The organism is Virgibacillus sp. W0181 (genome assembly GCF_051846915.1).
GTDB lineage: Bacteria > Bacillota > Bacilli > Bacillales > Amphibacillaceae > JBPYCR01.
Map to the genome: position 1 here is coordinate 1 of NZ_JBPYCR010000018.1, position 18262 is coordinate 18262.

15 protein-coding genes and 3 tRNA genes are annotated in these 18262 nt (G+C 39.3%); 12 read left to right on the plus strand and 6 right to left on the minus strand.

Going from position 1 to position 18262, the window contains the following annotated elements; genetic code table 11:
- Window positions 1–395 (minus strand): reverse transcriptase domain-containing protein (locus ACLIBG_RS09380; protein ID WP_439312505.1); only part of this gene is annotated, 395 nt, incomplete at its 3' end.
- A 552-nt stretch (window positions 396–947) separates the two neighbouring features.
- The gene (locus tag ACLIBG_RS09385) at window positions 948–1457 is read right to left on the minus strand and encodes a ferritin (RefSeq protein ID WP_439312506.1); all 510 of its coding nucleotides are present in this window, start codon (window positions 1455–1457) and stop codon (window positions 948–950) included.
- A 198-nt stretch (window positions 1458–1655) separates the two neighbouring features.
- Between ACLIBG_RS09385 and ACLIBG_RS09390 the strand changes: the two genes are divergently transcribed.
- From ACLIBG_RS09390 to copZ, 9 genes are all read left to right on the plus strand, one after another.
- Window positions 1656–1925 (plus strand): YhdT family protein, encoded by a 270-nt coding sequence (locus tag ACLIBG_RS09390; protein ID WP_439312507.1) that lies wholly within the window; start codon window positions 1656–1658, stop codon window positions 1923–1925.
- Entirely contained in the window at window positions 1922–3355 is a 1434-nt protein-coding gene (gene panF / locus ACLIBG_RS09395) for a sodium/pantothenate symporter (RefSeq protein ID WP_439312508.1), read from the plus strand. The genes ACLIBG_RS09390 and panF overlap by 4 nt, the downstream gene beginning before the upstream one ends.
- A 173-nt stretch (window positions 3356–3528) precedes the next feature.
- The gene (locus ACLIBG_RS09400; RefSeq protein WP_439312509.1) at window positions 3529–6804 is read left to right on the plus strand and encodes an ATP-binding protein; all 3276 of its coding nucleotides are present in this window, start codon (window positions 3529–3531) and stop codon (window positions 6802–6804) included.
- Between the two features lie 16 nt (window positions 6805–6820).
- Window positions 6821–7516: a response regulator transcription factor gene (locus tag ACLIBG_RS09405; RefSeq protein WP_439312510.1), complete on the plus strand. Its 696-nt coding sequence runs from the start codon at window positions 6821–6823 to the stop codon at window positions 7514–7516.
- A 244-nt stretch (window positions 7517–7760) separates the two neighbouring features.
- Window positions 7761–8693, plus strand: a complete 933-nt coding sequence (locus tag ACLIBG_RS09410) for a DUF6612 family protein (RefSeq protein ID WP_439312511.1) — start codon at window positions 7761–7763, stop codon at window positions 8691–8693.
- 75 nt (window positions 8694–8768) lie between these two features.
- Complete coding sequence (locus tag ACLIBG_RS09415) at window positions 8769–9185, plus strand: DUF4870 domain-containing protein (protein WP_439312512.1); 417 nt, start codon at window positions 8769–8771, stop codon at window positions 9183–9185.
- Window positions 9186–9474: 289 nt separating this feature from the next.
- Window positions 9475–9780, plus strand: a complete 306-nt coding sequence (locus ACLIBG_RS09420) for a metal-sensing transcriptional repressor (RefSeq protein WP_439312513.1) — start codon at window positions 9475–9477, stop codon at window positions 9778–9780.
- Window positions 9781–9793: 13 nt separating this feature from the next.
- The gene (locus ACLIBG_RS09425) at window positions 9794–12178 is read left to right on the plus strand and encodes a heavy metal translocating P-type ATPase (protein WP_439312514.1); all 2385 of its coding nucleotides are present in this window, start codon (window positions 9794–9796) and stop codon (window positions 12176–12178) included.
- A gap of 25 nt (window positions 12179–12203) precedes the next feature.
- Window positions 12204–12410, plus strand: a complete 207-nt coding sequence (copZ, locus tag ACLIBG_RS09430) for a copper chaperone CopZ (protein WP_439312515.1) — start codon at window positions 12204–12206, stop codon at window positions 12408–12410.
- A gap of 45 nt (window positions 12411–12455) precedes the next feature.
- On the opposite strand, the gene ACLIBG_RS09435 is transcribed toward copZ, so the two are convergent.
- The 4 genes from ACLIBG_RS09435 to fabI form a co-directional block, all read right to left on the minus strand.
- Entirely contained in the window at window positions 12456–13811 is a 1356-nt protein-coding gene (locus tag ACLIBG_RS09435; RefSeq protein WP_439312516.1) for an MATE family efflux transporter, read from the minus strand.
- A 210-nt stretch (window positions 13812–14021) separates the two neighbouring features.
- Window positions 14022–15371: an ISLre2 family transposase gene (locus ACLIBG_RS09440; RefSeq protein WP_439312517.1), complete on the minus strand. Its 1350-nt coding sequence runs from the start codon at window positions 15369–15371 to the stop codon at window positions 14022–14024.
- 345 nt (window positions 15372–15716) lie between these two features.
- Window positions 15717–15986, minus strand: a complete 270-nt coding sequence (locus ACLIBG_RS09445) for a hypothetical protein (RefSeq protein ID WP_439312518.1) — start codon at window positions 15984–15986, stop codon at window positions 15717–15719.
- Window positions 15987–16566: 580 nt separating this feature from the next.
- Window positions 16567–17340, minus strand: coding sequence for an enoyl-ACP reductase FabI (gene fabI, locus ACLIBG_RS09450; protein ID WP_439312519.1), 774 nt, complete (start codon window positions 17338–17340; stop codon window positions 16567–16569).
- A gap of 217 nt (window positions 17341–17557) precedes the next feature.
- Between fabI and ACLIBG_RS09455 the strand changes: the two genes are divergently transcribed.
- The 3 genes from ACLIBG_RS09455 (at window position 17558) to ACLIBG_RS09465 (ending at window position 18262) form a co-directional block, all read left to right on the plus strand.
- A tRNA-Glu gene (locus ACLIBG_RS09455) sits at window positions 17558–17632 on the plus strand.
- Window positions 17633–18042: 410 nt separating this feature from the next.
- Window positions 18043–18115: transfer RNA gene (locus ACLIBG_RS09460), tRNA-Thr, on the plus strand.
- Between the two features lie 62 nt (window positions 18116–18177).
- Window positions 18178–18262: transfer RNA gene (locus tag ACLIBG_RS09465), tRNA-Tyr, on the plus strand.

Consider the following 18262-nt stretch of genomic DNA (forward strand, 5'->3'; position numbering starts at 1 on the left):
TCATTCATGTACTCTAATGCTTGTAGTATAGCCATTTCTGCATACCGCCTGGGTCTAAAACCGTAGCTGTTGTCGCTGAATTGACTATCAAATATCGGAGTAAGAACTTGAGATATTGCTTGTTGTACGACTCGGTCGACTACCGAAGGTATTCCCAAGAGACGCGTTGCACCATCAGGCTTGGCAATTTCAACTCTTAAGACTGGTTGTGGTTTGTATCTTCGCTCCCGGATTTCTAGGATGATTTTCTCCCTATTTCTCGCTAAGTATCCTCCTAGCTCATCTATAGTCATTCCGTCGACACCAGCTGCCCCTTTGTTTTTGATTACTTGTTTATAGGCATCATTCAGATTGTTTTTATCAAGAATTTTGTCTAGTATTGCACGTTTATGCATGTATGTTATATCCTTTCTTTCTCGTGAAGCTGGTATCCACTTTCATGCTTTGGCCAGTGGTCTTTTGCCATCTTCCAATAGAGATTTCTATAACGATAAAATTATTCAGCCCTTCATTCTTTCTAGCTTTCGCTAGATTTCTTCACTACTACGGCTTCTGCTGACTTCTCGTTTTCCAGGCATACATCACTGTATACTTTTGGGATAGAGAAACGAGACCTCCCCAGTTAAGGTGCGAACTCTTTCCCTCTATCTATCTGCCATATATACACCACATGATCGTTGTAGCTATTGGACTTCAGCTTCTTTTGCAGCCTTACCCTCATGTGTTGCCTCTTATATGGTTTCTGTTCGTCAGACCAGAGGTTTGCCTCGAGCTTCCTTCAGATTCCGCCTCACGGTGGACACCCTTGCTTTTGGCTATGTGCTTACCGCTACAAGGTCGCACTTGGGACTTTCACCCATTAGAGTTCGCCCATGCTGGGCGAACAAAAAAACACCATTTTTGATGGTGTTTTGATGAAATCTGTATCAAGTTTTTTTATCTACATACTAATCGTTAGAGTTTGAGGGGAATTTGCGCCCTCCTAATTCTTTTTCGTATAGGAACAGTGCATTTTTATCATCACTGATTCGTTTTAAATATTCAATATGTGTGTCAAAAGTTGCTTCTTCTTCAACTTGTTCATCTAAGAACCAGTTTAAAAAGGAAATCGTCGCATGTTCTTTTTCAGCCCAAGCGAGGTCTGTTAAATCGTAAAAGTTTTTCGTTACCGCTTTTTCTTGTTCAAGTGATGTTTCAAATGTATTTAAAATAGAATTAAATTCGGTTTTAGGAGCCGATGTTGCCGTAATCTTCACTTGAATGCCGCGATCATTGAGGTAATCGTACAGCTTCATTGCGTGAAATCGCTCTTCCTCCGCCTGTTGAAGATAAAAATTGGCAAAACCGGAGTAGCTATGATGTTCGCAGTAGGCCGCCATTGCAATATAAGCTTGAGCAGCATCAAATTCATTATTTACTTGTTCATTTAGGGCATCTGCTAACTTTTGACTAATCATATTTACATCTCCTTTGCTAGATTTTTATTCACTTTTTAGTATAACTTAAATTTACGTTCTCTTCATACAATACGGTTGAATAGTATCAATATTCTTGGCAGTAAAAATGACAAAAAGGGAGGTAACGAGGTACTATAATAGATAATGAGAATGAATTCAGATAATTATTATTGAATGGTAGAAAGGAAGACTTTGATTATGAACCAGGATGACAAACGATTTCAGATTGCCAATCGGGAAGCATTGATTGGAGTGGGGTTAGTCATTTTCAACTTTATCTGGTGGTTTGCATTTGCCTATGGGCTTGGAAGTAAAGATCCATCAGAATATTCCTATGTTTTTGGGTTACCAGCATGGTTCTTTTATAGTTGTGTGTTAGGTTTCATTGTAATGGTTGTGCTTGTAACAATCATTGTGAAGAAGTTTTTTACAGATCTTCCTTTTGAAGACGAGGAGGGAGATCAATGAATTGGCAAGCAATTATTCCATTACTAGGTTTTTTAGTTATTATTTTTGGCATCGGTCTGTACTCAGTTAGGTATGTACGGACATCAACTTCCTTTTTACAGGAATACTTTTTAGGTGGCCGAAGCATGGGTGGCTTTATGTTAGCCATGACTATGACGGCAACCTATGGCAGTGCAAGCAGTTTTATTGGCGGGCCTGGGACGGCGTACACACAAGGGCTTGGCTGGGTTTTACTGGCAATGTCACAGGTTGCTACAGGGTATTTTGTATTGATGGTATTAGGTAAAAAATTTGCTATTGTCACAAGAAAATATCAAGCAGTGACAATGGTGGACTTTTTAAAAGAACGATACCAATCAAAGTGGGTTGTTCTTTTTTCAGGATTTAGCATTATTATTTTTCTGTTTTCGGCAATGGCTGCTCAGTGGATTGGTGGAGCCAGGTTAATTGAGTCATTAACTGGCTTATCCTATACAGCAGCTTTATTCATTTTTGCTATATCCATACTGATATATGTTACGATTGGTGGTTTTCGAGCGGTTGCATTAACAGATGCGATCCAAGGGACGATCATGTTTGTCGGAACACTCATATTGTTAATTGCGGTCATTGTTGCAGGTGGAGGAATACCAAAAATCATGGCTGATTTGACCGCAGAAAATCCAAACTTAATTACTCCGTTTGGCGCAGATGGAAGTTTATCTCCCACCTATGTGTCTTCATTTTGGATTCTCGTCGGGGTCGGAGTGGTTGCTTTGCCACAAATAGCGGTTCGTGCGATGTCGTATAAAAATTCGCAATCCATGCATCGGGCATTGATCATTGGAACAATCGTGGTCGGTTTCATTATGTTAAATATGCATTTAATCGGGGTATTTGCGAGACCAATTTTACCGGGAATCGAGGCAGGGGATGCTGATAAAGTGATGCCGCTAATTGCCCTTGAAGTCATGCCGGGGTGGCTTGCCGGTATTGTGTTGGCTGCACCGATGGCGGCGATTATGTCAACAGTTGATTCGCTTCTCCTATTAGTCAGTTCCACGATTGTAAAGGATGTCTATTTAAACTATGTGCATCCGAGTGCAACGAACAACCAGGTAAAACGCCTCAGCTTTACAATTACCGCTTTACTAGGGGTAATCGTGTTTACGATTGTTTTAAATCCGCCTGATTTGGTAATTTGGCTGAACTTATTTGCTTTTGGCGGCTTGGAAGCGGCGTTTATTTGGCCAATTGTGCTGGGGCTTTATTGGTCCAAAGGAAATAAGTACGGAGCGCTTGCTTCGATGGTTGTTGGTGTTGTGTTGTATGTTGTGTCTGATACCTATTTTCCGCAGCCATTTGGTCTGCATTCGGTCGTTTTGCCTGTTCTCGTCTCCTTTTTCGCCTATGTAGTGGTCAGTTTAGGGACACGAAAGCTAATAATTTAAGACTTATTCTATGATAGCACGTTGATTATACAGAGTTCTTCCGCATGGTATATTTACAATTTTATTAATAATGAGATTACTTTATGGTATAATCACAATGATTGACTATTCGTGTGTTGAAAATGAGATTTTAGATGAAATGAAAGCCGTAGAAAAAAAGGGGGGCTACATACATGGTATTCAAACAGATGAAAGTGCTATTGATACTTGTATTGATTCCCCTTCTTTTTATGGGTGATGTAATTGACGCTAAGGATAATAAAGGTAAAAATGAATCGGCAATTTTAAAAGCCAACACAGACAAAGTTTTATTGGATGATTCGATTGAAATTCTAATAGATAAGTATGGCGGATATGCAATAGAAGATATTGTATCAGGCCGTTTGGAAGAACAATTTACTTCCTACAAAGAAATTGGTAGACCAAATTTCGGTTATACACAAGATACATATTGGGTCCGGTTTCACATTGATAATCAATCATCCATACAGGATTGGTTACTTGAAATAGAAACACCGAAAATTAATCGTATTCACTTCTATGAATCGAATACAGACGGTTCTTTTGAAAAGTTATCTATGGGAAATAAAGATCCATTTACAGATAAAGAAATTTATCATCGAAACTTTATTATGAATCTGCCGATAAAGTCGTATGAGGAACAAACCTTTTATATGCAATTAAGAACCGGGGGATCGATGCAAATCCCATTAACCGTCTGGAATCCAGCGGCTTTTGGCGCAAAATCGCAGACCGGGTATATGCTATTTGGTATTTTAATAGGCATTTCAGTTGTGATGTCCTTTTACAATCTATTTCTTTACTTTTCCATTCGGGACCGCAGTTACCTTTATTATGTGTTATTTGTTGTTTTAAATGGGTTTCTTTATTTGTCTGATACTGGCTTGGCATTTCAGTTTTTATGGCCGGAGCTTGTAAGGTGGAATCTACAAGCAGTTGTCACCTTTATGTGTTTGGCTAATATGGCAGCTTTATTATTTACGAGAAGTTTTTTACGAACGAACCAATTTGTTCCGAGGTTAGATCGTTTATTTAAAGTATTTCTTATTGTGAACGCACTAACTGCGATTTGGAGCTTATTCTCCTTTACACTTGCGATGTATGCCGCTATTATATGTGTTGCTGTTACGATAACTCTTGTTATTTCAACGTTGGTAATCAGTTTACGGAGGAAATATCGTCCAGCTCGTTTCTTTGCACTGGCTTGGGGGACCTTTTTATTTGGGGTATCCGTTTCAATTTTGGTGGATGCCGGGTTATTGCCGCTTATTCCTTTTACAAAATATGCTTGGCATGTAACGACAACGTTGGAGGTTGTTCTGCTTTCACTCGCTTTGGGTGACCGTTATAAGGTAATGCGCATGGAAAAGGAGCAGGCGAAAAAAGAAGCGATTGCGAGCCAAAAACTCGCATTAAAAAATTTAAAAAAGACGGATAAATTGAAAGATGAATTTTTGGCAGTGACTTCGCATGAACTGCGTACCCCTTTGAACGGAATCATTGGTATTGCAGAAACATTACGGGGCGGAGCTGCTGGGAAAATAACAAAAGAACTGGATCGACATTTATGGATGATTAGTGTGAGTGGGAGACGATTGGCGAACTTAGTCGATGATATTATTGACTTTTCCAGGTTGAAAAACGATGATCTAGCTATTCATCCAGAACCTGTTCATTTGTTTACTTTGACAGATGTTGTTCTAACAATTTGTCAGCCGCTAACAAAGGATAAACCTATCTTATTAAAAAATCAAATTGATCCATCGACGCCGTTGGTTATAGCGGATGAAAACCGACTGCAGCAAATCTTGTATAATCTGGTTGGTAATGCAATTAAGTATACGGACGGGGGTGAAGTAAATGTTTCTGCTAAGAAACAGGAGAACTTTTTGAAGATAATCGTTTCAGATACAGGTAAAGGAATACCGTCTGATCAGATGGATACTATTTTTGAACCATTTCATCAAGGAGACTCTAGCACATCAAGGGAAGTCGGTGGATCCGGAATAGGTCTTAGTATAACGAAACGATTGGTTGAACTCCATCAAGGTGAAATAAACGTTGTGTCTACAGTAGGACATGGGTCAACATTCAGCTTTACCTTACCGATAAGTGAAGATCAAAGTAGAGCAAGGTTGGAGGCTGCCTCAACAATAATCTCAAGAAGCGTTGCCGAAGAAGAATTTGGCGTCGTCTCTGAACCTGAAATTATATCGCATACGGAAAAAACAACCATTTTAATTGCCGATGATGAGTTTGTTAATTTACAAGTGTTAAAAAATCAACTTTCAATGGAAGGCTATGATGTGATTGCCGTTTCAAATGGTGAAGGTGTTATGGAGGAAGTGCGAAAACGACCGGTTCATTTACTAATCCTAGATATCATGATGCCAAAAATGTCGGGGTATGAAGTATGTCGCCGTTTGCGCGAACACTATTCATTGATGGAGTTACCTATTCTAATGCTCACTGCCAAAACACAGATGCACGATCAAATTACAGCCTTTGAGGTGGGTGCGAATGATTACTTAACAAAGCCTTGTGATAAGCAGGAGCTTTTAACTCGAGTTAAAACGTTGTTGAAACTTAGTCGATTAAATCTTGAATTGAAAGAATTAAATCAACATCTAGAAGAAAAAGTGGATACACGCACAGAGGCATTGAAAAAGGCTAACCAAAACTTGGAGAAAGCGAATCAAGAATTAATAAACATGGCGGAATCCCGTCGTATGTTATTAGCAAATATTGCACATGAATTAGGCACACCTGTCACCGTCATTCAAGGATACATGCAAGCCGTTCAGGACGGCTTAATTATCGATCATGATCCACGTTATTTAGATATGGTGGAACATAAGCTACAAATTCTAAATCGGTTAATTGCGGACTTATCAGATTTATCAAAATGGGAAGCAGGAACGATGAGTTTAAACAAAGAGAAAGTTAATTTAAACGAATGGCTGAATCAAGTTCACGCAATGCATGAATGGGATGTCAAACAGGAAGATCGCCTATTTTCTTTTGTGAAAAAACAGAATGCGGAAAAATTTACAGCATATGCTTGTCACATTGACGTAGGTCGAATGGATCAACTATTTTCCAACCTCATTTGGAATGCGATCAAGCATACTGAACCGAATACCGGTGAATTGATTGTAACAGTCATGCTAATGGAAAAAACAAGTGAAGTGGTTATACAGCTTCAGGACAATGGCCATGGGATTGATGAAGAGAAATTGCCTTTTATCTTTGAGCGATTTTATAAGGCAACAAATCTGTCAACCCAGGATGACTCAGGAGGAACCGGTTTAGGATTAGCAATTGTAAAGGAAATTATCGAAGCCCATGAAGGGACGGTTCGGGTTGAGAGCCGACCGGGTGTAGGCAGTAAGTTTACTGTCGTTTTACCTATTTATCATGTTGAATGAAAGGGCTGTGGGTGACATGGCAAAGAAAACGATTTTGGTCGTTGACGATGAAGAAGGAATCCGTATACTTATTCAGTTGTACCTGGAGAAAAAGGGCTATTTCGTATTAACTGCTGCAAACGGTGAAGATGCTTTACATATAGTAGATAGGGAAGAACCCGATCTTATTTTGCTTGATATAGAAATGCCAGGAATGGATGGGTTTGAAGTTTGTTGGGAAATCAGAAAAAAGCGAACTGTGCCCATTCTGTTTTTAAGTGTTCGCAGAGATGTGATGGATAAAATTAAATGCTTCGAATTAGGCGGGGATGATTACGTTATAAAGCCGTTCGATTACGCTGAACTGGAAGCGAGAATACAAGCGAATCTCCGTCGGTATTATAAGGATGATCAACTGGAATCGGATTTGCTCATTTATGGCGACTTAAAGATTCATCTTGATCGTTACATGTGTTACCTCAATGATCAACTGGTGCCATTATCCGCGAAAGAGGTTCAACTATTAATTCTACTAGCACAGCATCCGAACCAAGTCTGGAGTGCTGAACAGTTATATGATCATATATGGGGTGTGGATTCTGCCGGTGAAATTCAAACAGTAAAAGTCCATATTAGTCATTTGCGCAGGAAACTGGAAAAAGATCCGACAAACCCAAAATTTATTCAAACGGTTCGTGGATTGGGATACGTATTTTCGACTGATGACGTATGATTGCCGTTGTCTTACCCGTAAACTACCATAGCAACTAAACGCATCATCTGAACAATTAAAGCCGTCGCTCTAATTTGTATCGTAAATTCATATTAAACCAATCACTAGTCCTTTATCCGCCTTTGAACACATCCTTTAGGGGTACGAGATTTTCACAAATGTTTTTAAATTATCGTTTTACTTAACCTTCTCTTAACCTTCGTATGATATCTTTTGATTAGGTAAGAAGGAGTGTCGTAAAAAAATGCGGAAAATCGCTATTATTCTATCTTTAATGTTACTCGCGATGCTTGTAGCATGTGGTCAAGAGGATGCTGATTCAACGGAAAATGCAAAGCAGGAAGTGGATAGTACAGAAGAAGCTGCACAGGAAGAACCGGAAGAAGTAACATCAAATGATGGTAATGCAGACAAAGAGCCGGACGATGTTTCAGTAGAGACTGTTTCCGGTGTGGAAGGTATCTTGAAGCAAACTGCCAAAGCAATGAAATCAGTCTCAGGGATGGTGATAACGGGTGAACAGGAATCGACGATGGACATGATGGGTATGCAAGATCATGAAACATCCAATATAACCGGGAGAATATCATTTGATCCGTTTGCTCAATATTTATTGATGGAAAGTGTGTCTGAGCAAGAAGGAGCTTCGGAAATGGAAATGTATTGGACGAATGAAGCGAGCTATTTCACGGATACGGATACAGAAGGTTGGATGTCGGTGTCCGCTGAGCAGGCAGGTGGTATGATGAGCACGGTAGCTGCTCTTACTGAATCACAATTTAATTTTTTTGCGGAACTACACGATTCGTTTGAGTTAAAAGAAGATGACGCTCATTATATTCTTACATTTTCCAGTTCCGGTGAGGAGTATAAAGAGGTGATGTATGGTGCAATAAAAGAAATGGCTGGTGAAGATGCTTATCAAAGTTTAGTAGATATGATTACGGATATAAAAGGAACGTATGAGTTGAAGATTGATAAAAAGACGTTTTATGTCGTTTCCATGCAGATGGATACAGAACATACGAACAACTTTGGAGGCGCTGAAATTCATTCAAAGGATCACACCTACTATGAGTACAGTGACTTTAATAAAGCAGAAGAAGTTGTTGTTCCTGCTGAAGTTACGGAAAATGCTCAGGATCTTATGGATATGATACCACAAGTGACTGAGTAAATACGATAATTGGAATTACTTTTAAAAGAGTTGAGTATGATATTATAATTTCAAAATTTGAAGGAGGAACTCATTATGAACGAAGATAAAGATCAAACGGTATTTAAAGAGGATGCTGTACAGTCGACAGAAAGTGAACAAAAGAAAGAAAAAGAGAAGAGTTCATCAACAGGAATGGATAAAAACGTAGCAGGAATGCTGTGTTATTTAGCTGGATTTATCACTGGTATCATCTTCCTTGTTATTGAGAAAGAAGATCGTTTTGTCCGGTTTCATGCGTTGCAGTCGATTATTACGTTCGCCATTATATTTGTTGCCAGTCTTGTTTTGACAGCCGTACCAATTATCGGCTGGCTCATTGGAATACTGCTTTCCCCGCTGTCTGTCATCTTGTGGATTGTTTTAATGGTAAAAGCTTATCAAGGAAAAACGTTCAAACTGCCAATCGCTGGAAATATGGCGGAAAAACAACTTGACTCAATGGGAAAGTGATTAGTAAAATGGATTTTTAAAAAGGTTATTATAAAGTGCAATATGTGTTTAAAGTGCTTTGGTGTATTTATTCCTTAGACAGTAAAAACCTGAACTTACAACAGTAATATAACAAAAAGCATCTTCGCATCGGTAATACTTGACCTAAGTATTACCGTGTGGGGGTGCTTTTTCGTTGTGCGCTTTTTTACAGGTTTTATGCGTGAGTAAATGTAAATAAAACAGATTTATTGACGGATAATACAATAGGGGGGTATAGTATAGTTAAAATGGTAAAAGGGTGGTTGCGATGGATAAACATCTTTACGATCAACCAATAACACCGCGAACGGAAAGCGAAAAACAAGCAGTTGTTAACCGGTTGAAGCGGATCGAAGGACAAGTGCGCGGGATTCAGAAAATGGTCGAAGAAGACCGTTATTGTATAGATGTGTTAGTACAAATTAGTGCAATTAATGCAGCATTAAAAAAAGTGGGGTTCACAGTTGCGGAGCGCCACATGCATCATTGTGTCAGTCATGCGGTCAAATCTGGTGATGGGGACGATGCAATTACTGAATTGCTCGAAGTAATGAAACACTTTTCTAAGTCTTAGGAGGGAATAGGCAATGAGCGAAGCAAAAAATATTACGGTTGGCGTAACAGGAATGACTTGTGCAGCCTGTTCTTCCAGGGTGGAAAAAGCTTTAAATAAAATAGACGGCGTCCATGCACAAGTGAACTTAACGACGGAGAAAGCAAATATTCAATACGAGCCGGAAAAAGCAGCGTTTAATGACATAACATCGAAAATAGAGAAAACCGGCTATGGCGTGCAGGATGAAAAAGTAGAATTCGATGTGCACGGCATGACCTGTGCAGCATGTGCAGCAAGAATTGAAAAAGTATTAAATAAACAAACAGGAATCAAAAAAGCAACAGTAAATCTGACGAATGAGACGGCGACCATTGCATATTATCCAGGAATCATAACAGAGAATAAAATGGTAGAACATATCAAAAAAATAGGCTACGATGCTTCTTTAAGAGCTAGTAAAGAAGAAAAAGCATCAGATAAAGAAAAACAAATCAAGCGGATGAAAACAAAATTGATCATTTCCGCTTTATTATCGGTACCATTGCTCATTACGATGCTTGATCATTTGTTTGGAATCAGCGTTCCGAATATATTAATGAATCCGTGGTTCCAGTTTGCATTGGCCACCCCGGTTCAATTCATTATCGGCTGGCAATTTTATGAAGGTGCCTATAAGAACTTGCGCAGCGGTAGTGCCAATATGGATGTATTAGTAGCATTGGGTACAAGTGCAGCTTACTTTTACAGTTTATATGAAGCGTTTCGAACGATTGGAAATCCGGAATATAACCCGCACCTTTATTTTGAAACGAGCGCTATTTTAATTACATTAATTCTATTTGGAAAGTATTTGGAGACGAATGCGAAAGGCAAGACGACAGCTGCTATTTCAAAGCTGTTGAATTTGCAAGCGAAAGAGGCGCGCGTATTACGTGACGGAAAAGAGCAAATGGTTCCCGTTGAAAAAGTAATTGTTGGCGATCGCCTTGTCGTAAAACCCGGAGAAAAGATACCCGTTGACGGTATTGTCGTAAAGGGGAGGACTTCGGTTGACGAGTCGATGATCACCGGGGAATCCATACCAATAGAAAAAGATCTCCAATCTAATGTTATTGGAGCAACATTTAATAAAAATGGCTCGATTGAAATGGAAGCGACAAAGGTTGGAAAAGACACAGCACTGGCATCAATTGTCCAAGCTGTGGAAGATGCACAAGGATCAAAAGCTCCTATTCAACGTTTGGCTGATGTCATTGCAGGATATTTTGTTCCAATAGTTGTAGGCATTGCCATTTTGACGTTCATTATATGGATAGCTGTTGTTGCACCACGAAATTTCGAAACGGCATTAATTGCTTCTATTGCCGTACTGGTCATTGCTTGTCCGTGTGCACTCGGATTGGCCACACCGACCTCCATCATGGTAGGAACAGGTAAAGCTGCTGAAGATGGCATTTTATTTAAAGGCGGCGAACATTTAGAGCGAACACACGAAATCGATACGATTGTTTTGGATAAAACAGGCACCATTACAAAAGGTACACCGGAAGTGACGGACTTTACCGGTGAGGAAACGACGCTTCAATTATTGGCCAGTGCGGAAAAAGGATCAGAGCACCCGCTGGCAGATGCGATTGTCACGTATGCAGTGAATAAAAAGATTGAATTATTGAATGCGGACGAATTCACAGCCATACCCGGACACGGTATCCAGGCGCGCTTTTCGAATCAGACGGTGCTTGTTGGAACAAGAAAGTTAATGAAGGATCACGATGTAAATATAGAAGCGGTAGATCAAGAAATGGCAACATATGAGCTGGAAGGCAAGACGGCAATGCTTGTCGCGGTAGATAGAAAATGCCAAGGTGTAATCGCTGTTGCTGACACGATTAAAGAAACAGCTAAAGAAGCAATACAGCAACTGAAAGCCGACGGTATGCATGTAATTATGCTTACAGGAGATAATGAGAAAACAGCTCAAGCAATTGCAAAACAAGTAGGGATTGATCGTGTGATCGCGCAAGTTTTACCTGAAGAAAAAGCGGATAAAGTTAGAGGGATACAGGAGCAAGGTAAAAAAGTTGCGATGGTTGGCGATGGCATAAATGATGCCCCGGCACTGGCGATAGCGGACATCGGCATTGCCATTGGAACAGGTACGGAAGTTGCAATTGAAGCCGCAGATGTTACTATTTTGGGTGGTGAACTGCTGTTAATTCCAAAAGCAATGAAAATAAGCCATGCAACAATTAGAAATATTCGTCAAAACCTATTTTGGGCCTTTGCTTATAATAGTGCTGGTATCCCGATCGCAGCGGTCGGTCTTTTAGCACCATGGATAGCCGGAGCAGCAATGGCGTTTAGCTCCGTTAGCGTAGTGGCAAACGCGCTTCGACTAAAACGCGTTAAAATATAAACAAATATTTCAAGGAGGCTAACAAATGAATACAACAATAAAGGTAGAAGGAATGAGTTGCGGACACTGTGTATCTGCAGTACAAGGAGCATTGGAAAATTTGAAAGGTGTTGCATCTGCTGAAGTAACTTTAAGTGAAGGAAAAGTGGAAGTCACCTATGACGATACCGAAGTAACAACAGATAAAATGAAACAAGAAATCGAGGATCAAGGGTACGATGTCGTTGCCTAATGAAAAGCTGGTTCACTAATGGGTGAGCCAGCTTTTCATTTTACTTTATGTCGAAAAGTCACGCAGTGCCAAATCGTTATCCATAATACCCTTTCTTGCAAAAGCCAGTAATACAATAGCCACGATCCCCTCTGCTACAGGGAGAGCGAGCCAGATCCCGTTTATTCCAAAAATTATAGGTAAGACGAGCAGCATAATCGCAAGTAAAATAAATCCACGAAATACCGTAATGCCGATAGAAGGCTTAATTTGTCCAATCGACTGATAATACGTCATATAAATAAAATTGATTCCCATGAATATATATCCTAGGAAAAATAACTTTAGCCCGTTTGTCGCAAGTGATGCAATATGTGAGGAGGTAATTCCAAATATCGACACTAAATAGTCGGCTCCGAAATAACCGATACCAATAAACAAAAGACCAAGAGCCAATCCAGTTACTTCTGCAATTTGAACCGTTGTTTTAATCGCTGTAAATTTCTTGGCACCATAGTAATAACTAATCATTGGCTGAATAGTAGAGCCAATGCCGATAAAGGCCAAAAACATAAACACGTGCAAATAATTAATGACAGAGAAGGCTGCCAGACCGCTTGTTCCAATGTGATAGGCCATAGCAATATTATAACCCATCACAAAAACACCCATTCCGGCTTCAGATAGGAAACTTGGAAAACCAATCTTACTGATCGATAAAATATCCCGTTTATTCCAGCCTATTTTTACAAATTTTAAGCCAGATCCCTTCTTTAAAAAGTGAAGCATGTATATGAGGACCCCGGCCGCTGTTGCAATGACTGTCGCAAAAGCTGCGCCTGTCACTCCCAACTGGAGAATAAAAATCATCCAGTAATTAAGGATTATATTTAATATAGCGGTTATAACTAAACCTAATGTTGCGAGCTGCGGATCGCCATCGTTACGAACAAAAATACTTAAAGATACTTCAATTGCAAGGACGAGCGAAAATAGAAGTAAAATAGTCATATAATCTATAACATACGGAAGCGTCTCTTCTGTCGCACCAAACAAGCGCGCAACCGTTTTGATATTTAAATAACTGATAAGACTCGTGAAAATCGTAATAACGGTAACGAGCACCATAGAAGTTGAAAATATTTTTTTAGCATGATCTGTATTATTTTCCCCCATTGCCATTGAATATAATGCCCCGCCGCCAATGCCGATCAACAGGGCTACAGAAATAATAATGGAAAATACCGGGACAGCGATATTGACCCCCGCTAACGCAAGAGCACCTACACCATTTCCAACAAAAATTCCGTCAATAACAATATTCACTGACATAAGCATCATACCGAGAATCGTTGGTATAAAATATTGAAAAAAACTTTTTACAACGGATTGTGTTCCGAGTCTTTCATTGACAATGCTCATGTTCATTTCTCCCTATGAAAATCACTATTTATCTTTATTTTAGATTTTTGCTGCGCTAAAGTAAAATGAATGAGATTGGGTGATCGTGTCAAGCATTTGTGGGAGGAATATTTTAACCCATGAAATACCCTTTTTTATATAGTTGCTCAATCCAATTTGAAGGCGCTTACTTTCAGTGATTCTGAGTTAATTCCTGTGTCATAGTAGTTTTTAAAATCCCTTTAGTCCCTTTAATGCCATAGCTACTGGCTTATAAATTGAGCCTTGTAGATAGGCTAGATTATTTCGCGTTGCCTCCCCAACATGCTTTGTAAGTCTCTCTACAAAGTGCTTTGGTGGCTTTTCTTCTGTTTTATCTGTGTCCATTTCGTCCTCGTTTAGAATGCTACCACGAAGCGTTTTAATGATTAAATTGTCTTTTAAAGCGACCATGGCGTCACTCATTTTCTCCAAACCGATATCACACCAACTTCGTCCATTTTTGAGGCGTTTTGCGAATACACTCATGGTACCTTCCGCACTCCCCATTGGACGGAAACCTTCTGTATCAATCCCTTTCTCCCTCAATCTTTCACGGTAGTCTCTAAGAGCTTCTGGGTATTGCGATAACTGATTAATAAGGTCTTCTAAACGCCCTTCTTTCAACTCATGCCCAATCGTACCAACTGCACTATTTAATTCTGTTAAAAATCCTTCAGCATCATATTTTGCGAACTTTTTGCGGATCTCGCGATATCTTGGATGGCCTCTAAATATATACTGCACTTCACGAGCCACATGAAAACGATCAATGACAAATATGGCATTATGTCTGAAATATTCTCGACATGAGGTAATCCATTTCGCCCCATCTCCGTTAATCACTAATTGATGACGGGTTGGATCGTACTCGTATGTATCTACTAAATATTGTTCAAAAGATTCCCAGAATGGTAGTTTATCTCGATGAATGAAGTGACGCTTATCTTTCAAAGCCGCGCGTTTCCCATTCATTTCCCAACCTTGATGGGTTGCGGCTATCTTCAATTCCTTTCCTCTTTTATTTTTCTCCTGGCTTTTTGTATATAAACCATCTACTTCCACAAATAACACATCGTTTTCCAATGGTTGCTTTTCCTTTGGGACAACTTCTGTATTCAGTAATTGCTGGCGGATCCCTTCATGGCTAATGACGGGATATCCCAATAATTTTTCCATCGCATATTCAGCCTGGCGATAGGAAACTCCTGTGACAGCCAATTCAATCGCTAAATCTTGAACGACAGGGCTAATTTCCTGCTCCCCATCGAAATTCAAATATTGATCAAGAAGATACACATATTTTCCAGTCTCCCGATCTCTATAGTAATTTCTCCGCAGTTCCACAGAGCCAAACATAGATTCAAAAGACAGCTTCCTTTTATCTTTTAATTCAAATTTTGTTTTATCTCTTCCCTCGGCAATTATTTGATCCACCTCCGTAAGGACTTTAGCCATGACTTCGGAAAAACTTGCTTGAAGTGATCTAAAAATTAACTGCTCTAATTCTTTCATTGTGACCTTAGTTATGATATCTTTCATTCAGAGGACCTCTCTTCTTTATAGTGTTGATTAGTCATCTTTAACTATATAAAAGAAGGTCCTCCTTTTCATGGTTAATGCTTATCCCTACCGCACTCCGTTTGCTGGCCCCGTTATTGTATGAATGATCTCCCGATCCTTCATACAATAACGGGGTTATATGTTCTCCCACTAATATTTTACTCATACAGATTGGGTTTTGTAATAGGGGGATAATTCATTATAGACGGTACATGGGCTGGAATTGTCAAATAATTTCTTGCAATTATTAAGCTATATAGGGAAACATACAATTATATACGTAAAAAAGGGAAGTCCAATGATGAACTCCCCTTTATAATTCTCTTACTGAGTATTATTTTGATTTGCCTGAGCAGTTGCTTGAGCTTGTTGGATTTGTTGCTGTGCTTGCTGCAGTTCCGGGCTTTGCTGAGCGTTTGCCCCAGCTTGTTGCTGCGCTTGCTGGACTTGCTGTTGCGCCTGTTGCAGTTGCTGTTGGGCTTGCTGCATCTGTTGTGGATCTGCACTTGCTTGTGCTTGTTGAACAGCTTGTTGCGCCTGTTGTGCAGCTTGAGCAGCCTGCTGCATCTGTTGTTGATTTGGTTGTTGTGCCATAAAAAATAATCCTCCTAAAAGAAATTTGAATTGCTTACGAAACTAGTGTGTGCAGTTATATATAATTTACTCAAAGAATTTTAGGATAAGTTATTACAAGGAAGTTATTCAATAACTAAAAAAGATAGGAGAGATCCAGATTAATCGGAAAGAAGTAAAACAAGAAATTAATCGCTGTACGAAAGATGATTTAAAAGCGTGGAGAAAGCACGCCACAAAATGCTTAGACTATTATATGAAATACCCTGATCCATTCGAGATAGAAGAATGTGAATTTGTCATTTCTCATATTGATCAACGGTTAAATGATAGAAATCAAATATAACATACTGGTTAAAAAAAGGAATGCTTACTAAAATAGAGACTTAGAGCCTTATCCATTCATTGTATTTCGCAATTGAATTAAAAGAGAGATCAAGCGCCCAAATGAACGAGTATTGCGTTGTTTTAGGGTTACATGCAGTTTGAACCGAAGACCAATAAGAAAACAAAAAACTGCATCACCTCTGTTGTATAGCTTTCAACATATAAGGCGATGCAGTTTTAAAGAGTTAGTCATTTAAAATAAATCTCCCGTGTTTTACCCTACAATATGATAACCCGAATCAACGTGCAGTACTTCTCCTGTAACTCCTCTTGATAAATCACTCATAAAAAATAAGGTTGCATCTCCTACTTCATCTTGATCTACATTTCTTCGTAAGGGAGCTTTTTCTTCTATAACGGAACTGATTTCATTAAAACCGGAAACCCCTTTAGCTGATAATGTACGGATTGGGCCTGCAGAAATGGCATTGACACGAATGCCGTTTTTGCCCACGTCTTCAGCTAAATATCTAACACTTGACTCAAGTGATGCTTTGGCAACACCCATGACATTATAATTCTTAACAGCCCTCTCGGCACCAAGATACGTTTGGGTCACGATGCTTCCGCCTTCCGTCATTAATTTTCTGGCTTCCCTTGTTACCGCGACGAGTGAATAGGCACTTATATTTTGTGACAATAAAAATCCATCTCTAGAAGTATTGGAAAAGTCACCTTGTAATTCTTCCCTATTAGCAAAAGCGACTGAATGGACTAGGCCATGTATAGTTCCTGTTTTTTCTTTAATTTCCCGGAAAGCGGATTGAATACTTTCGTCGCTTGCGACATCGCATGATACAATTTGCTTTGCTTTTATGCTGTTTTTTTCAAGAAGTTTCGATAGCTTTTGATAAGAACGTTCTTGTCTATTTGTAAAAATCAAATTAGCTCCCGCGTTATGTAGTGATTTTGTAATTCCCCAGGCAATACTTCTTTCGTTGGCAACACCCATAATTACAATGTTTTTTCCTTGTAGTAAGTTGGACATCATGACACCTCCAAATAAATTCTTATCTATTATAACCTAATATTTTGTGTTAAAGAAATTAATCGATATTTTTCGAGAAAATTATTCTCTCTATAGAGGGAATAGTGGGGTAAAAAAGTAAAAAGAAAAATCCCACTATTAGAAAATTATTTTCACCCTTTACAAAGGTATTTTGTTTGGATATAATAAGATTCGTTGGAAATTGCTCCACTTGTCTGGCCCGTTGGTCAAGCGGTTAAGACACCGCCCTTTCACGGCGGTAACACGGGTTCGAGTCCCGTACGGGTCACCAATTATGTTCGTGCAACGCACAATTTCTTGTGTCGTTCATTTATATATTGTATGCTGCATGTAATAATGCTCTCGTATTTTTACAATAGCTCAGAAGCATGTTTAGCTGAGTATATGTGTAGGTTATAACATCTCGATTGGCGTAAAGCAAACTATCTACCGAATAGCCTTGGAATAACCCCAAAGCATTAAACATCTTTGAATTGTCAGGAAGATGTTAGGGGCAAATTAGCGTACGCTTCATTATCATAAAGTTGCCGGCCTAGCTCAACTGGTAGAGCAACGAGCCAAACATCACCGAATATGCCTGCGAGTAACCCCGAAGCACCAGACATCTATGAGTAAGCTTGTAGATATAGGGGTCAATCAAAATTATATTTGCTTACTAAAGATATGTAATATCTAAAAAAAGCCGGCCTAGCTCAATTGGTAGAGCAACTGACTTGTAATCAGTAGGTTGGGGGTTCAAGTCCTCTGGCCGGCATCATTATTTTATAAAAATATTATTTCATCGTGTATAATTTAGATATATGAGGCTTACAATACGGAGGGGTAGCGAAGTGGCTAAACGCGGCGGACTGTAAATCCGCTCCCATCGGGTTCGGGAGTTCGAATCTCTCCCCCTCCACCA